Annotated in this window: 17 protein-coding genes and 1 tRNA gene; 5 read left to right on the plus strand and 13 right to left on the minus strand. The window is 48.3% G+C overall.

The window, feature by feature from the left end; translation table 11 throughout:
* The 7 genes from ABF86_RS00565 to ABF86_RS00595 form a co-directional block, all read right to left on the minus strand.
* A partial coding sequence (locus tag ABF86_RS00565; protein WP_193565644.1) for a helix-turn-helix domain-containing protein occupies positions 1–225 on the minus strand: 225 nt, incomplete at its 3' end.
* A 137-nt stretch (positions 226–362) separates the two neighbouring features.
* Positions 363–438 (minus strand) — tRNA-Arg (locus tag ABF86_RS00570).
* Between the two features lie 159 nt (positions 439–597).
* A complete protein-coding gene (locus tag ABF86_RS00575; RefSeq protein WP_011634723.1) occupies positions 598–825 on the minus strand; it encodes a DUF3460 family protein in 228 nt (75 codons plus the stop codon).
* Between the two features lie 176 nt (positions 826–1,001).
* Positions 1,002–1,388 (minus strand): SirB2 family protein, encoded by a 387-nt coding sequence (locus ABF86_RS00580; RefSeq protein ID WP_011634724.1) that lies wholly within the window; start codon positions 1,386–1,388, stop codon positions 1,002–1,004.
* Between the two features lie 61 nt (positions 1,389–1,449).
* The gene (locus tag ABF86_RS00585) at positions 1,450–1,794 is read right to left on the minus strand and encodes an STAS/SEC14 domain-containing protein (protein ID WP_011634725.1); all 345 of its coding nucleotides are present in this window, start codon (positions 1,792–1,794) and stop codon (positions 1,450–1,452) included.
* A gap of 94 nt (positions 1,795–1,888) precedes the next feature.
* On the minus strand, positions 1,889–2,755 hold the full coding sequence (locus tag ABF86_RS00590) for a DMT family transporter (RefSeq protein WP_074685385.1): 867 nt from the start codon (positions 2,753–2,755) through the stop codon (positions 1,889–1,891).
* A 20-nt stretch (positions 2,756–2,775) separates the two neighbouring features.
* On the minus strand, positions 2,776–3,882 hold the full coding sequence (locus ABF86_RS00595; protein ID WP_074456148.1) for an aromatic ring-hydroxylating dioxygenase subunit alpha: 1,107 nt from the start codon (positions 3,880–3,882) through the stop codon (positions 2,776–2,778).
* A gap of 369 nt (positions 3,883–4,251) precedes the next feature.
* On the opposite strand from ABF86_RS00595, the gene ABF86_RS00600 reads away from it, so the two are divergent.
* Positions 4,252–5,637: an adhesin gene (locus ABF86_RS00600; protein WP_074685387.1), complete on the plus strand. Its 1,386-nt coding sequence runs from the start codon at positions 4,252–4,254 to the stop codon at positions 5,635–5,637.
* 76 nt (positions 5,638–5,713) lie between these two features.
* Positions 5,714–7,915 (plus strand): primosomal protein N', encoded by a 2,202-nt coding sequence (locus tag ABF86_RS00605; RefSeq protein WP_083341457.1) that lies wholly within the window; start codon positions 5,714–5,716, stop codon positions 7,913–7,915.
* 67 nt (positions 7,916–7,982) lie between these two features.
* Here the strand turns inward: ABF86_RS00605 and ABF86_RS00610 are convergent, their stop codons facing one another.
* The 3 genes from ABF86_RS00610 to ABF86_RS00620 all read right to left on the minus strand — a co-directional run bounded on the left by ABF86_RS00610 (position 7,983) and on the right by ABF86_RS00620 (position 11,348).
* Positions 7,983–8,429: a universal stress protein gene (locus ABF86_RS00610; RefSeq protein WP_074456150.1), complete on the minus strand. Its 447-nt coding sequence runs from the start codon at positions 8,427–8,429 to the stop codon at positions 7,983–7,985.
* Positions 8,430–8,547: 118 nt separating this feature from the next.
* The gene (locus tag ABF86_RS00615; protein ID WP_074685391.1) at positions 8,548–10,197 is read right to left on the minus strand and encodes a hypothetical protein; all 1,650 of its coding nucleotides are present in this window, start codon (positions 10,195–10,197) and stop codon (positions 8,548–8,550) included.
* Positions 10,198–10,208: 11 nt separating this feature from the next.
* Positions 10,209–11,348: a Do family serine endopeptidase gene (locus ABF86_RS00620; protein ID WP_011634732.1), complete on the minus strand. Its 1,140-nt coding sequence runs from the start codon at positions 11,346–11,348 to the stop codon at positions 10,209–10,211.
* Positions 11,349–11,385: 37 nt separating this feature from the next.
* On the opposite strand from ABF86_RS00620, the gene ABF86_RS00625 reads away from it, so the two are divergent.
* The gene (locus tag ABF86_RS00625) at positions 11,386–12,132 is read left to right on the plus strand and encodes a Nif3-like dinuclear metal center hexameric protein (RefSeq protein WP_074685409.1); all 747 of its coding nucleotides are present in this window, start codon (positions 11,386–11,388) and stop codon (positions 12,130–12,132) included.
* 67 nt (positions 12,133–12,199) lie between these two features.
* Here the strand turns inward: ABF86_RS00625 and ABF86_RS12655 are convergent, their stop codons facing one another.
* A complete protein-coding gene (locus ABF86_RS12655; protein WP_240142176.1) occupies positions 12,200–12,496 on the minus strand; it encodes a hypothetical protein in 297 nt (98 codons plus the stop codon).
* Between ABF86_RS12655 and ABF86_RS00630 the strand changes: the two genes are divergently transcribed.
* A complete protein-coding gene (locus tag ABF86_RS00630) occupies positions 12,486–13,595 on the plus strand; it encodes an MltA domain-containing protein (RefSeq protein WP_256201581.1) in 1,110 nt (369 codons plus the stop codon). The genes ABF86_RS12655 and ABF86_RS00630 overlap by 11 nt on opposite strands.
* 39 nt (positions 13,596–13,634) lie before the next feature.
* Here the strand turns inward: ABF86_RS00630 and ABF86_RS00635 are convergent, their stop codons facing one another.
* Both ABF86_RS00635 and ABF86_RS00640 read right to left on the minus strand, forming a co-directional pair.
* Positions 13,635–14,348, minus strand: a complete 714-nt coding sequence (locus tag ABF86_RS00635) for a DsbC family protein (protein ID WP_074685395.1) — start codon at positions 14,346–14,348, stop codon at positions 13,635–13,637.
* A gap of 45 nt (positions 14,349–14,393) precedes the next feature.
* Positions 14,394–15,560, minus strand: coding sequence for a UbiH/UbiF family hydroxylase (locus ABF86_RS00640; protein ID WP_011634736.1), 1,167 nt, complete (start codon positions 15,558–15,560; stop codon positions 14,394–14,396).
* Between the two features lie 230 nt (positions 15,561–15,790).
* Between ABF86_RS00640 and acs the strand changes: the two genes are divergently transcribed.
* Complete coding sequence (gene acs, locus ABF86_RS00645) at positions 15,791–17,758, plus strand: acetate--CoA ligase (RefSeq protein WP_074685397.1); 1,968 nt, start codon at positions 15,791–15,793, stop codon at positions 17,756–17,758.
* Positions 17,759–17,768 lie beyond the last annotated feature (10 nt).

A 17,768-nucleotide genomic window follows, 5' to 3' on the forward strand; every position in this document is an offset into this window, starting at 1 on the left:
GGCTTCTATCCATTGCCGAATCTGCGCTTCCTTGTGCGCAATGCGGGATCGCCGATAACCTCCCATCGGCAAACTATGGCGCTGGCCTTCTTCTTTCCATCGCTTGCGTACCTGATACACCCACATGCGACTCACCTCAAAGCGCCGGGCAATTGCCGTTGGACCTTCGCCACGATCCAACGCACCCAGAATACGATCCCGAAGATCTTGTGAATAGGCATGCATAACCTTCCCCATCAGTTGTGATAGAGAATAGTCTATTACATGCATATATTTAAATCAAAAATGCTCTAGCTGGATTCCGGCTTAGTCGGATGACGTCGCTGACGTTCATTGCCAATCAGATTTACTATTGAAAGACATGGCGCGCCCAGCACGATTCGAACGTGCGACCCCCGCCTTCGGAGGGCGGTACTCTATCCACTGAGCTATGGGCGCGTGAGAAAAACGATCTGCTGACATGCCGTTTTATACTCCACCCAATGAGTTCGAAAAACGACAAATAACATTGGATGGAAGGTTATATGCCCGGGCATTATACTATTACCTTCTAATTACCGCTCGAACACATCAGAGATGAAGGCGCCGTAAATAGAATTACTCCTCCGTTTTTTGCTCCTGCCCCCTGGCTGGTTTCGGCCAGGAAAAATAGACATAACTCTTTTGTGGCGTTCTGGCTTCCTTAAAACGTTTTAGCGCTTCTCGATCAACTTCTTTGTCCCACCAGATTGCACGAGCTTCTTTCTGTTTCTCGATAAGGTCAGGCCGTTTTGCAAGCAACTCCCGCATGAATTTTGTATGTTCTGATTCGTAAGAATAATCCATATTGTCTATCCGTAAAATTATTAACTTATGAAATCTGCTCTTTTAATCTCCGGGTTACAGAATATTCTATCCATTATATCTGATTGTCGTACTGCATCCGCCCTGAGACAGATTCATTCACGACAATCCTTCAATAAAATTCCGCAAAGATTCACGATAGGATCATCAACCTGGTATTAAAACAGGAGGAGAGGATTTTTTGTCAGAGCAACTAACACGATATAGACAAACACAATTTGTGCCAGGATCCAGGCAGTTACCTTTCCCCGGCGGGTCTTAGCCAGTCTGAAAGCTGTATAACCCAACACAATATAGACTAGCAAACCAATAATCTTGGCCGCCAGCCAATGTTCAACAAGTGGATTCCTGTGCGCAACCACTGCCATCGTTACAGCACTCAGCAATAAAATTGTGTCGTTAACATGCGGTGCAATTTTCACCCAACGTTGCTGCAACAGCGGTGAAATACGCAACATCCATATTCCACGCAGCAGAAATAATGTGTAACTGGCCACAACACTCGTCACATGCACATATTTCAGCGCCAGATAGTCAATCACCATCCCTGCACCAAATCAGCCATACCTTCACTATCCAATTTTAAATGTGGCCACCCGTATCTGATCAGGCCTTGGCCCAGGCATACGCTTCATTGTAATCAGAAAAAACAACCACATCCGCATCAGTAAACAAATTGGAAACCCATGCACTCCATACTTGCCACTGGCTATCCGTCACTACCGCGACACGATTAATTTTGCTGCCGTGTTCACGCATAAACCGGATCTCTTCCCAGGCAACACCTACTGTGTAAGACACCATATCACGCCAATCCAGCAGTAAATTGGCTTCCCCATTGAAATGAAATTTGTAGAGCACCTCATCTTCAAATTGCTTGAAGTCATCCAGAGTAAATTCCCCGATAATTGCGACAACGATAAGATTGCCGGTCTCTTCAATATTGATCATTGGTCATAAGCTCCGAGTAATGAATGCTAAATCATAGATAAATGGTAGTTCTGATGCAATCAGGCTTTTCAACCAAGTTGTCGGCTACGGGATATCAGTCATCAAGGGTAACAATGTTTGTCCGTCGCGTTGATATTCCTCGAATGCTCAGTAACCCACCCACAACTATCAATCCCATTCCTATCCAGGCTGAAACGGGTAACCGGTCACCCCACAAGAACAGATCCATCAGGCCTGCAAACAATACCGTACTATAGGAAAGTGCCCCGACAATAATAATATTGCTCCTCCGGTGCGCACGAGAAATTGCCAATTGTGCCAATGTTGCCGTTACACCAATACCCAGCGCCAATATTAGGCTCTGCAGATTCACCGGGCTAAACGCAGTAAATGCCAGCCATATACCAGTAGTAATCGTACACACTAGCGTAAAATAGAAAACGATACGCCAATCTGATTCACCCTGTTCATTTAACTGCCTGACATTTAAATGTGCGATACCGCCAAACAGCCCAGAACCGACACCAATCAGCGCCATATACCATTGATCTTCAGCTAGAGTAGGGCGAAGCAGCATGACCACGCCAATAAAACCCACCGCTACTGCCACGATCAATACCCAGCTAAATTCCTTTTTCAAGAATATTACTGTTAAAAAAGCAAGAAATAAGGGCCAAGTATTATTCAGAGAAATAGCTGTTGCCAGCGGCAACTTCAAAATACAATAGAAAAACAGCAGCACCCCACCCAACCCGGCCAAACCCCTCCAAAAATGGGTTTTCCAATGTTTTGTTGCGATGGGTTTGCCATAAAAACGCATAACAGCAAACGTTGAAATCACCCCCACCAGTGAACGGTAAAATACCAGTTCAGCATTGGAAAAAAATGCAGCAGCAAGTTTTACCAGCTCCCCCATGCAGGCGAACATGAATCCCGCCACTAGCATCCATAATGAGGACATTCTGGCTGTAAGATCCAGATTTAGGGTAGATGCTGTTCTAGTTCTCGCCGGAGGAAATGATGAAAATGTTCCATCCCTGCTTCCATTGGCATCTGGTATGGACCTGTTTCATTTATTCCCTGCTGATACAATGCACGCCGGCCAGCCGTAATCCGTTTACATATTTCATCATCTTCCCTGGCGGTCTCCTGATAGGCAGCCTGCTCCCTCTCCACAAATTCTCGCTCAAACAGGATGATTTCTTCAGGGTAATAAAATTCAACCACATTCATGCATTGCTCTATTCCGGTTGGCAAAATGGTACTGACAACAAGGGTATCGGGGTACCATTCAACCATGACATTAGGATAATAAAGCAGCCAAATCGCACCATGTCGCGGCACTTGTTGATTATTATGCTGCAACACCTGCGTATGCCATTCCTGATATATCTCTGAGCCCGCTCGATTAAAATCACGGTTTACGCCGACAGTCTGGACGCTGTACCAGTCACTAAATTCCCATTCAAGCTGACTGGTGTCCACGAAATGACCCAGACCCGGATGAAAAGGATCGACGTGATAATCTTCCAGATAAACCTCAATAAAAGTTTTCCAGTTGCACTGGTAGTGTTCAATTTGCACACGATCCAGTGCATACTTTGAAAAATCCAATTTATCACGAACCTTCATTCCGGCAAGATCCTGATTCACATCACGCTTGCCAGCGAAAATCAGCCCGTTCCAGTGCTGTAAGGCTGTTTTACCCAGATTTAGGCATGGATTTTTGCTGAAATGTGGTGCGCCCAGCAATTTACCATCCATTGCATAAGTCCAACGATGAATCGGACAGACTATATTGCGGGAACTACCACGCCCCTCCAGAATAATTGCCTGGCGATGCCGACAGATATTCGATAGTAGTTCGATCCCGTTTTCATTACGAACCAGAACCTTGGCATTATTCTGCGCAGCCAGCACGTAATAGTCACCTGTTTCCGGCACCATCAGTTCATGTCCAACATAGCCCGGTCCCTGATCAAATAACAGCTGTTTTTCCAGCTCGAATATCCGTGGATCCAGATACCAGTCAACAGAAAGTTGTGGATGCGCAACAGCAATATCAGAAGTATGTACAAAGCCAGACATATATTTTCAGTATCACCCTGCAATCAGAGAATAAACCCTCAATCCAATCAAAAAAGAACCCGATTGATAGTAACAGGGTACCTTAGCAGCGAATATGATCTTTTTCCACAAAATCAAAAGATATTATTCAAACTCGGTAAAACACTCTGTTACAGGCATCACGGCATTGAATAACACCATAAATCTATCGGTCAGAGATTTTAAACCACGCTGCTTTATTCATAGACTATAATCGAATAACAATATTGGACTTACACTCATCTGAACTGTTAAAGCGATACCGCATTATGCTCCTTTGTCGCGGAACACTATTAACAACAGCTTAATTGTCATGCCACAAATGACTTAACTCGCAAAACCTCAAATACAATGAAAACGGATAACAAGCAAACAACTCTTCAGTTGCTCATCACGAGCATATTCGTATTAAGTCTAGCTGCTTGTGACAGCCAGCAAGAAACAGCAACAGCCAAAAAAGCAACTGTCCTTCCCCAGGGGCCTACCACGGGAATACTGGCTGATTCGGCAGTGGAAGGCGTATCCTACTCTGCCTCATCAGGTGCATCAGGTGTTACCGATACAACCGGCCTTTACAAATATACGCATGGTGACAATATTGAATTCAGTCTCGGCAAATTGAATCTTGGCAAAATTACCGGAACGGGGCTTACTACTCCGATTGAACTGGCTGCCGGTGATCAGAACAAACTACTAAATTTGCTGATCTTATTCCAGTCACTTGATGCTGACAATAATCTCTCAAACGGCATCTCCATCCCCCCGGCTGCTGTAGAGGCACTGGACGCTTCACTCGATCTGACCGTGGACCCGAGTATTTTTACCACATCCCCGGCACTGGTTTCTGCCCGGGAAGCCGCCAGCATATCCGGCAACATAAAAACAGCCGATGAAGCCAATGCTCATTTCTTATCACAAGCAATCAACCTATTGAGCAATTATCTCTGGGTAAACCAGGATGATAACAGCGTAAGATTTTTCCGTTTTTCAAATGATGGTAGTGGAGAATATCTGAACGGTGTGATCACACCGGATGACTCCTGTGATATGAACCGCGCCTGCGGCAGCAAACTGGTTTTCACCGCTGGAATAGAATATGGCACCACCCAGGCAACAGAATACGACGAACGTGGCTTTAAGCTTGCAAGCACACCTGAAATAGATACCAACATCCAGTCAGGACTATCCCATCCACGACCTAGCTGGCGTATTTATACCAATGGGAATGAGCTGATTATCTCTGACATTGTCATCGTACAGCGTGCAAGAGAACAGCCTGGCCTGTTTGATGAATTGTTCCACATTACAAAACCGCTCGAACTGAGTTCTGATGATGAAGTTGCCGAAACCACCGTTCAGGAGACCCGTTACCGGAAAATGGATAACTCGCAGGGCATCGTTGGCGCCTGGGCAGTAGACAAGGATACTGTCAAGTCACCTGTTTTTCTATTTTTCCCGGATAACCGCTATATGTTGATTGATCCAACTGGCAGCGCAGCTCATTCAACTCCTTCTGAATGCGCGAAACCAGGCGTCGAGCTTGCCACCTATTCCTTTGATGCAGGCAGCGGCACGCTCAAACTATCCAGCTTTACTTACAATACAACTGGTTGTGCCGGTCTGTCAGAATATGTTGGCAAACCGATTACCTTCAAAATAGATAATACAGATGCACAAAGTGCAGCTCTCTCCGGGGAAGGATTATCCTCTGTTACATTGCACCGCATCTCTCACTGATTGATTTTCCAAGAAACTCCGAAAGAATATCTGATCACGTTATTCTTTCGGAAAGTTGATTCCGGATATTTCCGGCATGACAGTCATTCATGTTGCGCTTGATGTCCCGGTTAACCGGTTGTTTGACTACCTTGCTCCGAATGCCGATTCAGCCGATATTGGCCGGTGCGTACGCGTTCCTTTCGGCAACCGGCAACTCTCTGGCATTATCCTGTCCGTCAGCAATTTATCGTCCGTTCCGGAGAGAAAACTAAAAACTGCCGGCCTGATCGATCAAGCAATCCCTCCCCTGCCCCAGTCGTTACTCGAACTATTCGAGTTTTGCAGTCACTATTATCACCACCCGATCGGACAGGTTGTCATGAATGGCCTGCCTGCTTTGCTGCGAAAACCTGGGTATACAACCAGCAGGATACCGAAACAGATCCAGGAATGGATACTGACTGATGCAGGCAGAATTATCACGCTTTCCGACATTCCCGCCAGATCCAAAACCAAACGTCAGCTGTTTTCCCTGCTACTGGAAAACGGAATTATTACAGCTGACATTTACAAAGCAATGTCACCTCATTCCCGCAAGCTGCTGCATGAATTCAAGGATTTGGGGTGGGTTGAACAACGCACTGCCTTACCGGGAAAATTTGCATTCAGTACAGTACCCACCCTAGCTCCAACCACAGAACAGGCGCATGCCATCGCCGAAATTCTCGCCAGAATAGGTACGTTTACCCCCTGGTTGCTTCATGGCATCACTGGCAGTGGCAAAACAGAAGTCTATCTGCAGGTGGCCGCTTCTCTGTTGGCCCAACAAAAGCAGATTCTGGTTCTGGTGCCGGAAATTAATCTTACTCCGCAACTGGAAGCAACTTTCCGCAAGCGATTTCCCAATACACCACTGGTTAGCTTGCACAGCGGATTGAATAGCAGCGAGCGTCTGCAAGGTTGGTTGCAAGCACAATGTGGGGAAGCCAACATTATTCTGGGTACACGCCTGGCAATTTTCACTCCCATGCCCAGGCCAGGCCTGATTATTGTCGATGAAGAACAGGATCATTCTTTCAAGCAGCAGGATGGATTGCGCTACTCTGCACGTGATCTGGCGGTGTACCGTGCAAGACAGGCCAACATACCCATCGTTCTTGGCTCAGCCACCCCTTCCCTGGAAAGCTATCACCAGGCGCGTATCGGCCGCTACCGGTTACTGCAGCTGCACGCGCGAGCAATCAGTCAGGCAGTACTGCCAGCTATTCATTGTATAGACATGCGTGTAACGCCCGCACAGGAAAGATTGTCGGAGCCCATACTTGATGCATTACGCCAATCTCTTGATCAAAAACAGCAAAGTCTAGTATTTATCAATCGACGCGGCTATTCCCCGGCACTACTCTGCAAATCCTGTCGCTGGATTGCCACCTGCAAACGCTGCTCCAGCCGCCTGGTTGTCCATTTGCGCAATCGACAACTGCGCTGTCACTATTGCGGTGATCAGCAGCCGATTACACCCGCATGCCCGCAATGCGGAGATCCAGATATTATGCCGTTTGGCCACGGTACACAACGGATTGAATCAGCGTTAATCAAACAATTCCCGAACGCGCGCATTCTACGTGTTGATCGTGACAGCATCCGCCACAAAACCGCCTGGCAAACCATGCTTGATACGATTCACCAGGGAAAGGTGGATATTCTGGTTGGCACCCAATTACTTGCAAAAGGACATGATTTTCCAAACCTTGCCCTGGTGTGTGTGCTCAACGCCGATTCATCCCTTTACAGCACTGATTTCCGCGCTGAAGAACATCTTTTTTCACAATTGATGCAAGTAGCAGGACGTGCCGGTCGCGCCCATATTCCTGGCACCGTTCTGATCCAAACTGAATTTCCGCAGCATCCGCTGTACTTGGCATTAATACGACAGGATTATGCGGCATACGCGCAAACGCAGCTGAAAGAACGCAAATCAGCCAGTTTTCCGCCTTTTGTCTATCTGGCAGTATTACGTGCAGAAGCCCCGGTACTCGCAGAAGCCTTGGAGTTTTTACACCAGACGGCGGCAATCGCCACTATTGCTAAAGAATACGCCCACATCCAGCTTTTCGATCCTGTTCCCGCCACCATGACTCGGCTCAAGGGGCTGGAGCGTGCACAGCTGCTGATTCAGGCTGTTTCACGCAAGTGCCTGCAAATATTTCTGAGTGATTGGCACCAGCGTATTTCTGCATTACCAGCTCGCAGCAAGCTGCGCTGGCATTTGGATGTTGATCCACTGACACTTTAAAAACAGCCCCCAGCACCGGGATCGGTTCGCTCACAGTGATTTTTCAGAGCACTCTAATTGTATTTTCTCAATCCCTGGTATCGCGAACCAACAATATGGGGATAGGTGCTATCCGAGCAATCCCTTCAGCCACACTGCCAAGCAATAGTCGACTGAAGCCCGAATGACCATGCGTACCGATCACAATCAGCTCTGCCTGCCAGCGCCTTGCTTCTTCCACCAAAATATTGGCAATTCGTTCGTTATTTGATGGAATCAAGCGCGTTTCAACCGGGATACCGGCTGTCTTTACTGTTGTTTCAGCTTCAGCAAGTATTTTTTCTCCACAATCGTGGATTGTTTTCTGCAATTCTTCGTAATTAAAGTAATTCTCATCCACCAGATAGATTGCATCTTCATAAACATGTACAAGCTCCAGACAAGCTCCCATTTGCTTTGCCAATTTAATTGCCTCCTGCAAAGCCAGGTTTGAAGTAAAGCTGCCATCAATTGGAACAAGAATCCTCTGGTACATCAAATATCTCCTGCAAACATTAACCTGATCAATATATCTCTGCCGCACATTCTCGCTCATCACCCATCTTATCCCGTATTACATCAGGGAATATTCTAGACGAGACGAGTCGGGCCAGTCAGGCACTGCGCAGATGAGAATATCTGATCGCCACTATAGCCAGCATGGGTAATATAAACCCTAAAATTGTCACTATAATCAGCAGAACACCCAATTCACTATAATCAGCCGGAACCAATATTTCACCAGTATCCACTTCTCTGACCTCGCGCGTGACCGTAAAAATCTGGTTGATATACTTGGTTGTCAGTTGCGAAGCAGATAAAGCCAGGTTGGTAAATGAAGCCATGACAGCAAAAAAGGTTGCTTTGAGTTTCTCGGGGGCTGAATTCGCGATCCACGCCAGCATTGGAATCATGGCGATCTGCCCCAGCGGTGATTCCAGAGCTGTATCAATTACCGCAATAAAACGCGCATCGATGATTCCGCCCGTATGTGCTGCAGTCCATACATGCAAGCCGAAGTACATCGAAATGATCGGCAGTGACAAAATGGTACCCGCTACGGTTAATGCGCCAATGACATAAGCCATTGATCGCTCGGCCATAAACCGACGAAAAATAAACATACCGGCAAGCGTCAGCACAGAGCCAATCAAAGAAAGTGTAGCCAGAAACTGCTGATCAAACCCCAGTTCATCAATCATCCACCAGGTCGAGCCCGCACCAGGTGTGGGAACGGCCCGGAATACAAACACCAGTAAGGCTGTTCCTACCAGAACATTGCGCGCCTCACTTTCCAGCTCGGAAGTCAGTTTCCAGATCAAAAACAGCACAATCGCCATCGACAAGCTAAAAACAATTTCTTCGGCACCGGAAATCTGCACAAGCCCGACTCCCAGGGAGACAACTGTAAAAACCAATCCGCCGCCCAGTATCCACCAATTGATTGGGGGTGTTTCGACATGAGCACCGGTTAATACTTCGATTTCTTTGATATTTAGCCCCTGAACGGAAAAATGTTTTATTTCACGCCATTTTAACCATCCGGCCAGCCAGATTCCGCACACTGAAACAAAAGGAATTACCAACGCAAGCTGGTATATCAGCAGATAGGCCTCACCCTTGCCAGCTTCGGAAAGAGTTGCAACATCTTTCATCAGCACAACGTTTGTCACTGCCACTAGAATACCACCACCAATAATGGCAACACGCCCCAATGTCTGCATCGTAATGTGCATCTGCTTGCGCGCTTCCAGATCAATCAGTTGTCCATCCGGGTTGACGCGTGGCACAGCCTCTACAGTCATGGCATCGGCCACTACATCCTGCAACACATAACCCACCGGTGCAAGCAACGCAGCCAGCACATACCACTGCGCCAGCGGCGCAACCTCACGCATCGCCTCGGTATGGCCAAGCAATCCGATCATGATGAAAAGACTAGTCGCGATCAATCCTGCCCCCAGATAGACCAGCAAGCTCTTCCAGCGCCACAGCAGATCCACCAGATGACCCATCGGCATTTTCAATGCCCATGGCAATGTCATCCAGAAGCCGAGTGCAGCCAAAAATTCTGCCGACAACCCCAGTCTTTCCTTCACGTAGAAAGTACCAACAATTCCTGTGAGGCTTGAAATACCGGCCGCCAGATAAACCATCAGGGGCGGCAGGTATGAAAGGCGCATTTCCCTGCCCAGAGTCAGCAAATTGAGATCAATCCACCGAAACAGTGCGGCGGGTAATCGTGTGGCAAATTCGATATTCACTCGGTATGTAGTCAGCCTGGACGTTTACCAATTTGCACCTGAATATCCAGCTCTTCTCCATTACGGAGAATAGTTAGCGTTGCTGCTTTACCTGGGGGAAGAGATGCCACAATATTCAGCATTTCGGAAGCATTGAAAACAGGCTTGCCATTCACTGCCGCTAAAATATCCCCCGGTTTGATTCCGGCATCATCCGCTGGCCCATTCTTAAGTACGCCCGCAATCAGAGCTCCATCAGTTTTCTTCAGCTTTAGGGACTCCGCCAACTCCGGCGTTATATCTTGCATACTCACGCCAAGCCAGCCGCGCGTAACGCTACCTGTTTCGATAATCTGCTGCATGATTTGTTTAGCCGCATCCACCGGGATAGCGAATCCGATGCCAAGCGAGCCGCCGGAACGTGAATAGATCGCGGTATTGATCCCGATCAAATTACCGGAAATATCGGTCAACGCACCACCGGAGTTACCGGGATTGATTGCCGCATCGGTCTGAATAAAATTTTCGAATGTGCTGAGCCCTACCTGGGAACGCCCCAGTGCACCGATAATTCCCATCGTCATTGTTTGCCCTACACCAAACGGATTACCGATTGCCAGCACGATATCCCCCACTCTAGCTTTTTCAGAATCGCCGAAGGCAATGCTGGGGAGCTTGTCCAGATCAATTTTCAGAACCGCCAGGTCACTCTCAGGATCCGAGCCAATCAAGTTTGCTTCGGCTTTTCTTCCATCCATTAACGCCACCTGAATCTCGTTAGCCGCTTCCACCACGTGATGGTTCGTGAGAATATATCCTTCCGGGCTGACGATTACTCCGGATCCCAAGCTGGAAGTGCGCTCAGTTCTCGGACTAAAACGATTGCCAAAAAATTGCTGAAAGACAGGATCATCCATAAACGGATGGGAGGGCACTCTTACCTCCTTGCTGGTAAATACATTCACCACGGAAGGCATCGCCACTTCCGCTGCTGTATGAAAACTACCAGTATCAAGTGCTTTTCCGCCATCAGCCTTGACTGCTTCACGGATGGTCGCCAGCTTGCCGCGCGGCGTCCACGGCAATAATTCCGGGCGCAAGGTTGAAACAACAAAAAAGATGGCGAGGAGAACAGTGATGGTTTGTGTGAAAAGCAGCCAGAGTTTTTGCATGGAAAATCCTACATCCCAAATGAACAAAAAAAGTATTATGCACCAAAATATACTGGAAAATTACCTGAATGATCTGCTGGACGTTCAGCAATTCCGTGATTATTGTCCCAACGGGTTACAGGTGGAAGGGCGAGCTTCGATTCAAACGCTCGTCAGCGGTGTAACTGCTTCCCAAGTTTTGATACAGGCAGCGCTGGATTTGCATGCGGATGCCATCATCGTGCACCATGGCTATTTTTGGCGCGGAGAAGATACCTGCCTGCGCGGCGTCAAGCGTCACCGTATCGCCACGCTCATCAAGCATGACATCAATCTTTACGCTTACCATCTGCCTCTGGATGCCCATGCTGATCTGGGCAACAATACCTTGCTCGGAAAAAAGCTGGGAATAAAGGAAGAAGGCCGTTTCGGCGAACAGAATATCGCTGCTTACGGTTATTTTCAAAAACCAGCCAGCCTTGACGAGCTGGATGGTTTACTGAGTTCAGTGCTTGGCCGGAAACCACTAATAATCGGCAATCCGCTTAAATCTATCCGGCGTATCGCCTGGTGTACCGGAGCAGCTCAAGGATATTTTGAGGAAGCTATCCGGCTGGGCGTAGATGCATTTATCACCGGTGAAATTTCTGAACAGAACGTGCATACAGCCAGAGAATCCGGCACGGCTTTCATCTCAGCCGGGCATCATGCCACCGAACGCTATGGAATTCAGGCGCTTGGTGATCATATCGCACAAAAATTCAGTATTGCACACCATTTTATTGATGCAGAAAACCCTGTATGACTAATCCATTAGCAATGCAGCAGAACAAAAACAGGCAGCCACTCTCAAATAGCAAACAAGGCATGATCTATTTTTTTTCATCCTTGTTATCCAGTTGTTCCAATGGTCTATTTTTTTTACGGGGGAGCGTCCACCAGACGAGAAAAATGAACAGACTCAACGCCAAGATTGCTTCAAGTGCTAAAATCCACATATTCTTCCCTAAAAAAATGTTTTTACAAAACAGATACTTTAACCGAAATCTGCTAAAAACCCAATTCATCACCCTGCTGATCTTAATCCCACTCGGATTAACCAGCTGCAAAACTGAAACTATTTCCACCCAATCTTCCACATCCCAAACACCTGCAAAAGTGGCTGCCATTCCCGCAGCGCCACAATCAGCAAGCCCTACTCAAGATACCAGGGACAAGGAAGATAAAAAGCTGCTTAAAGCTGCTAGTTGGTCAATGCTACCAGGCTGGCAACATGAAAGCCTTCTTCCGGCGTGGAATACCTTTATACAAAGCTGCAGATCTCTCGAACGACGCCCCTCCTGGCAGGATGTATGCACACAAGCTACAACCATTCGGCACAGCAGTGAACAAGCTGTCCGAAATTTTCTTGAAAATCACTTTGCACCTTATCAGGTGATCAATCCGGATGGCACCACCACTGGCCTGGCAACCGGTTACTATGAACCTCTGCTTAAAGGCAGTCGCAAATATTCCAGTCGCTTCCGCTACCCGATTTATTCCACTCCCGACAACCTGCTGGCAGTCGAGCTCAAAGACGCGCTGCCCGATGCAAATCAGGTAGCGCTACGTGGCCGTCTACAGGGACGCAAAATTATTCCTTACTACACCCGCGCGGAAATCGAGAACAACCGCAGTCTGCTGAAAGGAAAAGAACTGTTGTGGGTAGAGGATGAGGTCGAGCTGTTCTTTCTCCAGATACAAGGATCCGGCCGCGTCGTGCTGGAAAATGGTGAAACCGTAAAAATCGGCTACGCGGATCACAACGGTTATCCCTACCGTTCTATCGGAAAAATATTGATTGATCGGGGTGAACTGCCCGCCTGGCAGGTATCCATGCAGTCCATCAAACAATGGGGCCGACAAAACCCTGCCAAATTGAAATCCTTGTTGCAGCAGAATGCGCGTTATATTTTCTTTCGCGAACTGCCAGCCGATCTTGCCGGACCGATCGGTGCGCTGGGAGTCCCTTTAACGGCGGGCAGAAGTCTGGCTATTGATCCGGAGAGTGTCCCACTGGGTGCTCCGGTTTATCTTTCCACCACTTGGCCCAATACAGCACAGCCACTTAATCGCCTGATGGTTGCCCAAGATACAGGCAGTGCTATCAAGGGCGGGGTGCGTGCTGATTTCTTCTGGGGACACAGCCCGGAAGCTCAGGCCCAAGCGGGTAAAATGAAGCAGCAAGCCCAGATGTGGGTCCTGCTTCCCAAGCAGTACAGGGAATAAAGGACTCAAAAGGTAGCCACTCAGGCAGATAAGGTTGTATCACTTACTCGCGGCCTGATCCAGCCGCTTTTCGATTTCTGATTGCGGGATAAAACCCGGCACCACTGAGCCATCTGCAAAAATCAGGGTTGGTGTACCAGTTACTCTGTTCTGACGGCCTGATTCCAGCAGTATCTGCAGCGGTGCATCACAATTCTTACCAGTAGGAACGACTGATTTCAGCATAAAATCATCCCATGCTTTGACCCGGTCTTCAGAGCACCAAATGGCTTCGGCTGTTGTCATGGAGCCGTTAAGAACAGGATAAAGCAAGGTATAAATAGTGATATCCGTCACATTAACCAGCTCCTTTTCCAGCCTTTTACAATAAGGGCAATTTGGATCGGAGTATACAATCAGCGTACGTTTTCCGTTCCCTTTGACCATTTTCAGCGCATGTTCCAGCGGTAAAGTGTCAATTGCAATCCGCCGTGAATCCCGGATCTGCTGCATGCGCTCACTGGTCAAGCTTGCCCGCTTCTTAGCATCCACGATATGCCCCATGAAAAAATATTCAGCCTTCTCGTCCGTATAAAAAATTTCCCCGTCGATCACGGCCTCATACAACCCCAGATAAGGCGTCTGCGTCAGGCTTTCTATCTTGCTCCCCGGGAAATGAGCCTGAATCGCCTCTTTCAGATCAGCCTCATTCGCCTGAGCAATTCCAGTAAATAACAATCCCAGCAGGCCGAATGAATATAAAAACAAACGCATACCATTTCTCCAGTATAAAAATCCAGTAACCGTAAAAAGCCGAATTCAGCTCAGCGCATGACGCATCAATCTGTTTTTCAGAAGTGGAAAGCGATTGGTCATCCCGAGCCCCAGATTCCTGATGCGCATAATGGCCGCATCCTCGCTGCCAAACAGTTTCTGCAGCCCATCTGTCACCCATTGCATAGCAAGAATATCTTCCTTGCGATTACGTTCGTAACAGCGCAGCAAAGAAAACTCACCACAATCTCCCAGTTCGTCAAACTGCAAAAGAACATCGGCCAACTCACGGGCATCGCGCAATCCCAGATTAACTCCCTGGCCCGCCAGTGGATGAATCCCATGCGCAGCATCACCAATCAAAGCCAGCCTCGGTTTGACGAGTGATTTGGCTTGTACAAAGTTCAGCGGAAATCCACGTTGCGACGTAACCAGTTGCATCATTCCCAACTCATGCTCTGCCGCCCGTCCAACCTGTTCGCATAACACCTCGGGAGATAAAGTAAGCAACTCATCAGCCAGCACTGTATTCGCTGACCACACCATCGAAACCCGTTTTCCCGGCAACGGCAGCAGTGCAAGAACGCCATCACGGCGGAACCACTGATAGGCAATGTGATGATGAGGCCGCTCCACCTCAAAATTGGCGACCACCCCGGTTTGATAATAGCTATGACGATCCATCGTAATTCCCGCTTGTTCACGCACGCGGGAATTGACACCATCCGCCCCGACCAGCAGCGCCGTCTGCAAAACCGTGCCATCAGACAAGGCCAGCTCAACGTAGGATTCATGCCAAGTAAGTGAGTCATATTGCGCCGGACAAAACAGCTGCACATTTTCTGCCTCCGACAACGTCTCCCAGACAGCATGCTGCAGCTGGCGATTCTCGATGATGTAGGCAAGCTCCGGCACACCACTTTCATACGCACTGAAATCAATCCTGGCTGCACTGTCGTCACCATGCACCCGCATTTCATGGACAGGCGTCACCCGCGCCGCATCCATCTGCTGCCAGACCCCACAAGCATGCAAGAATGCTACACTGCCGGGGCTGATCGCATACACACGCCCATCCCAGCTGTCATCAGCTGGCAAAGGTGCTGGCGGCCGTGATTCAATCAACGCCAACCTCAGCCCGCTATCCTTCAAAGCAGCCAGCAAGCTGGCACCTACCAGCCCACCCCCAATCACTACAATATCGAATTTCATTGTCGGATTATACTAAGGAACCCCCACCCAGATCATTGTTTTCAAGCGCGTAGCAGAAAACAAACCCACAAGATTTTTTTAAAAGACAGAAGAATCTTATATTTTTAATCTCATAACTACACTATCTAACTCTCGAATCCTCTTTCCGTAAGATATACGAATAAAAGGGGCGAATGATACAATTAAACACTTTTCTTACTGGAGCGTTAGTCTGCCAAACAGGGAGTAATATGGCTACAATTGAATCTATTTTGCGTGAAAATCGGATATTTCCCCCTGCCAATGAATTTGTCAGGCATGCCAATATTACTGGGATGAAAACCTATGAGGCCCTGCGCCAGGAAGCTGAGCGCGATTACGCTGGCTTCTGGGCAAAACTTGCAAAACAGTACATTACCTGGCACAAACCTTTCACTCGTATTCTTGATGACACCAATCCGCCCTTTTACAAATGGTTTGACGATGGTGAACTGAATATCTCGTGGAACTGTCTTGATCGGCACCTGACAACACAGGCCAACAAAACTGCAATCATTTTTGAATCTGATGAAGGCGAAGTAATACGTTGCAGCTACCGTGAATTACACCAGCGAGTATGCCGTTTTGCCAACGGATTAAAAGCGCTCGGCATCCGTCAAGGTGATCGCATCGTCATTTACATGCCCATGCGGATTGAAGCCGTGGTTGCCATGCAGGCATGTGCGCGTATTGGCGTAATTCACTCAGTAGTATTTGGCGGCTTCTCGGTGAAAAGTGTATATGAACGTATCATCGATGCCGGTGCATCTGCTGTAATCACTGCAGATGAACAAACTCGCGGAGGAAAGCGCCATGCACTGAAAGCAACTGTAGACGAAGCATTGGCGATGGGCGATACAACTTCAGTACATAGTGTTATCGTTTTTCGGCATACCGGCACTGATATCCCCTGGCAGCCGGAACGAGACCGCTGGTGGCACAACCTCACCGCCAGCCAATCTGATGAATGCGAGCCGATATGGGTCAATGCCGAACACCCTTTGTTTACACTCTACACCTCGGGATCAACCGGAAAACCGAAAGGGGTACAGCATTCCTCGGCCGGCTATCTGCTTGGAGCGATAGTCAGCATGCAGTGGGTATTCGATTATCATTCGGAAGATATATTCTGGTGTACAGCTGACGTGGGCTGGGTTACCGGACATAGCTACGTTACTTACGGGCCGCTTGCCATTGGGGCAACCCAGGTAATTTTTGAGGGAACTCCAACCTATCCCCATGCCGGGCGGTTCTGGGAAATCATCCAGAAACACAGGGTCACAACCTTTTATACCGCACCCACCGCTATTCGCTCACTGATCAAGCTAGGTCCTGACTTACCTGAGAAATATGATCTCTCTTCATTGCGTCTGCTTGGATCGGTTGGTGAGCCGATTAACCCGGAAGCATGGATGTGGTATTACACAGTCGTTGGCCAGTCACGCTGCCCGGTTGTCGATACCTGGTGGCAGACTGAAACCGGCAGTCACATGATTGCCCCTATTCCTGGCGCAATACCAGCCAAACCAGGCTCTTGTACTCTTCCGCTACCCGGCATCGATGCTGCAGTGGTGGATGAAACGGGGCTCCCGGCAGAACAGGGAAAAGGCGGATTTTTGGTTATCAAGCGTCCCTTCCCCTCAATGTTGCGCACCTTGTGGAATGATCCTGAACGTTTCAGGAATACCTATTTTCCGGCAGATATTGCCGGCGGCCATTATTATCTTGCGGGGGATTCGGCTCATCGTGATCAAGACGGCTACTTCTGGATCATGGGACGAATTGATGACGTTTTAAATGTCTCCGGGCACCGCCTGGGCACCATGGAAATCGAATCCGCACTGGTAGCGCATCCTCTGGTTGCAGAAGCAGCTGTTGTCGGGAAACCGCACGAAATCAGGGGAGAAGTGATTGTGGCATTCGTTGTCCTCAGGGGAAAGTTGCCTGATGACCAGCAGGCTGCCGAAATTGCTGAAACTTTGCGCGAATGGGTTTCCAGCGAAATTGGCGCAATTGCTCGCCCCGAAGAAATCCGATTTGGTGAAAATCTGCCCAAAACGCGTTCTGGTAAGATCATGCGGCGCCTCCTGCGCTCCCTGGCAAGAGGCGAAACCATTACTCAGGATATTTCAACACTGGAAAATCTGGTGATTCTCGAACAATTTAGTCAGACGATATAACCGGAACCTG

The sequence above is a fragment of the Nitrosomonas sp. GH22 genome, from assembly GCF_009833115.1.
GTDB classification, from domain to species: Bacteria; Pseudomonadota; Gammaproteobacteria; order Burkholderiales; family Nitrosomonadaceae; genus Nitrosomonas; species Nitrosomonas eutropha.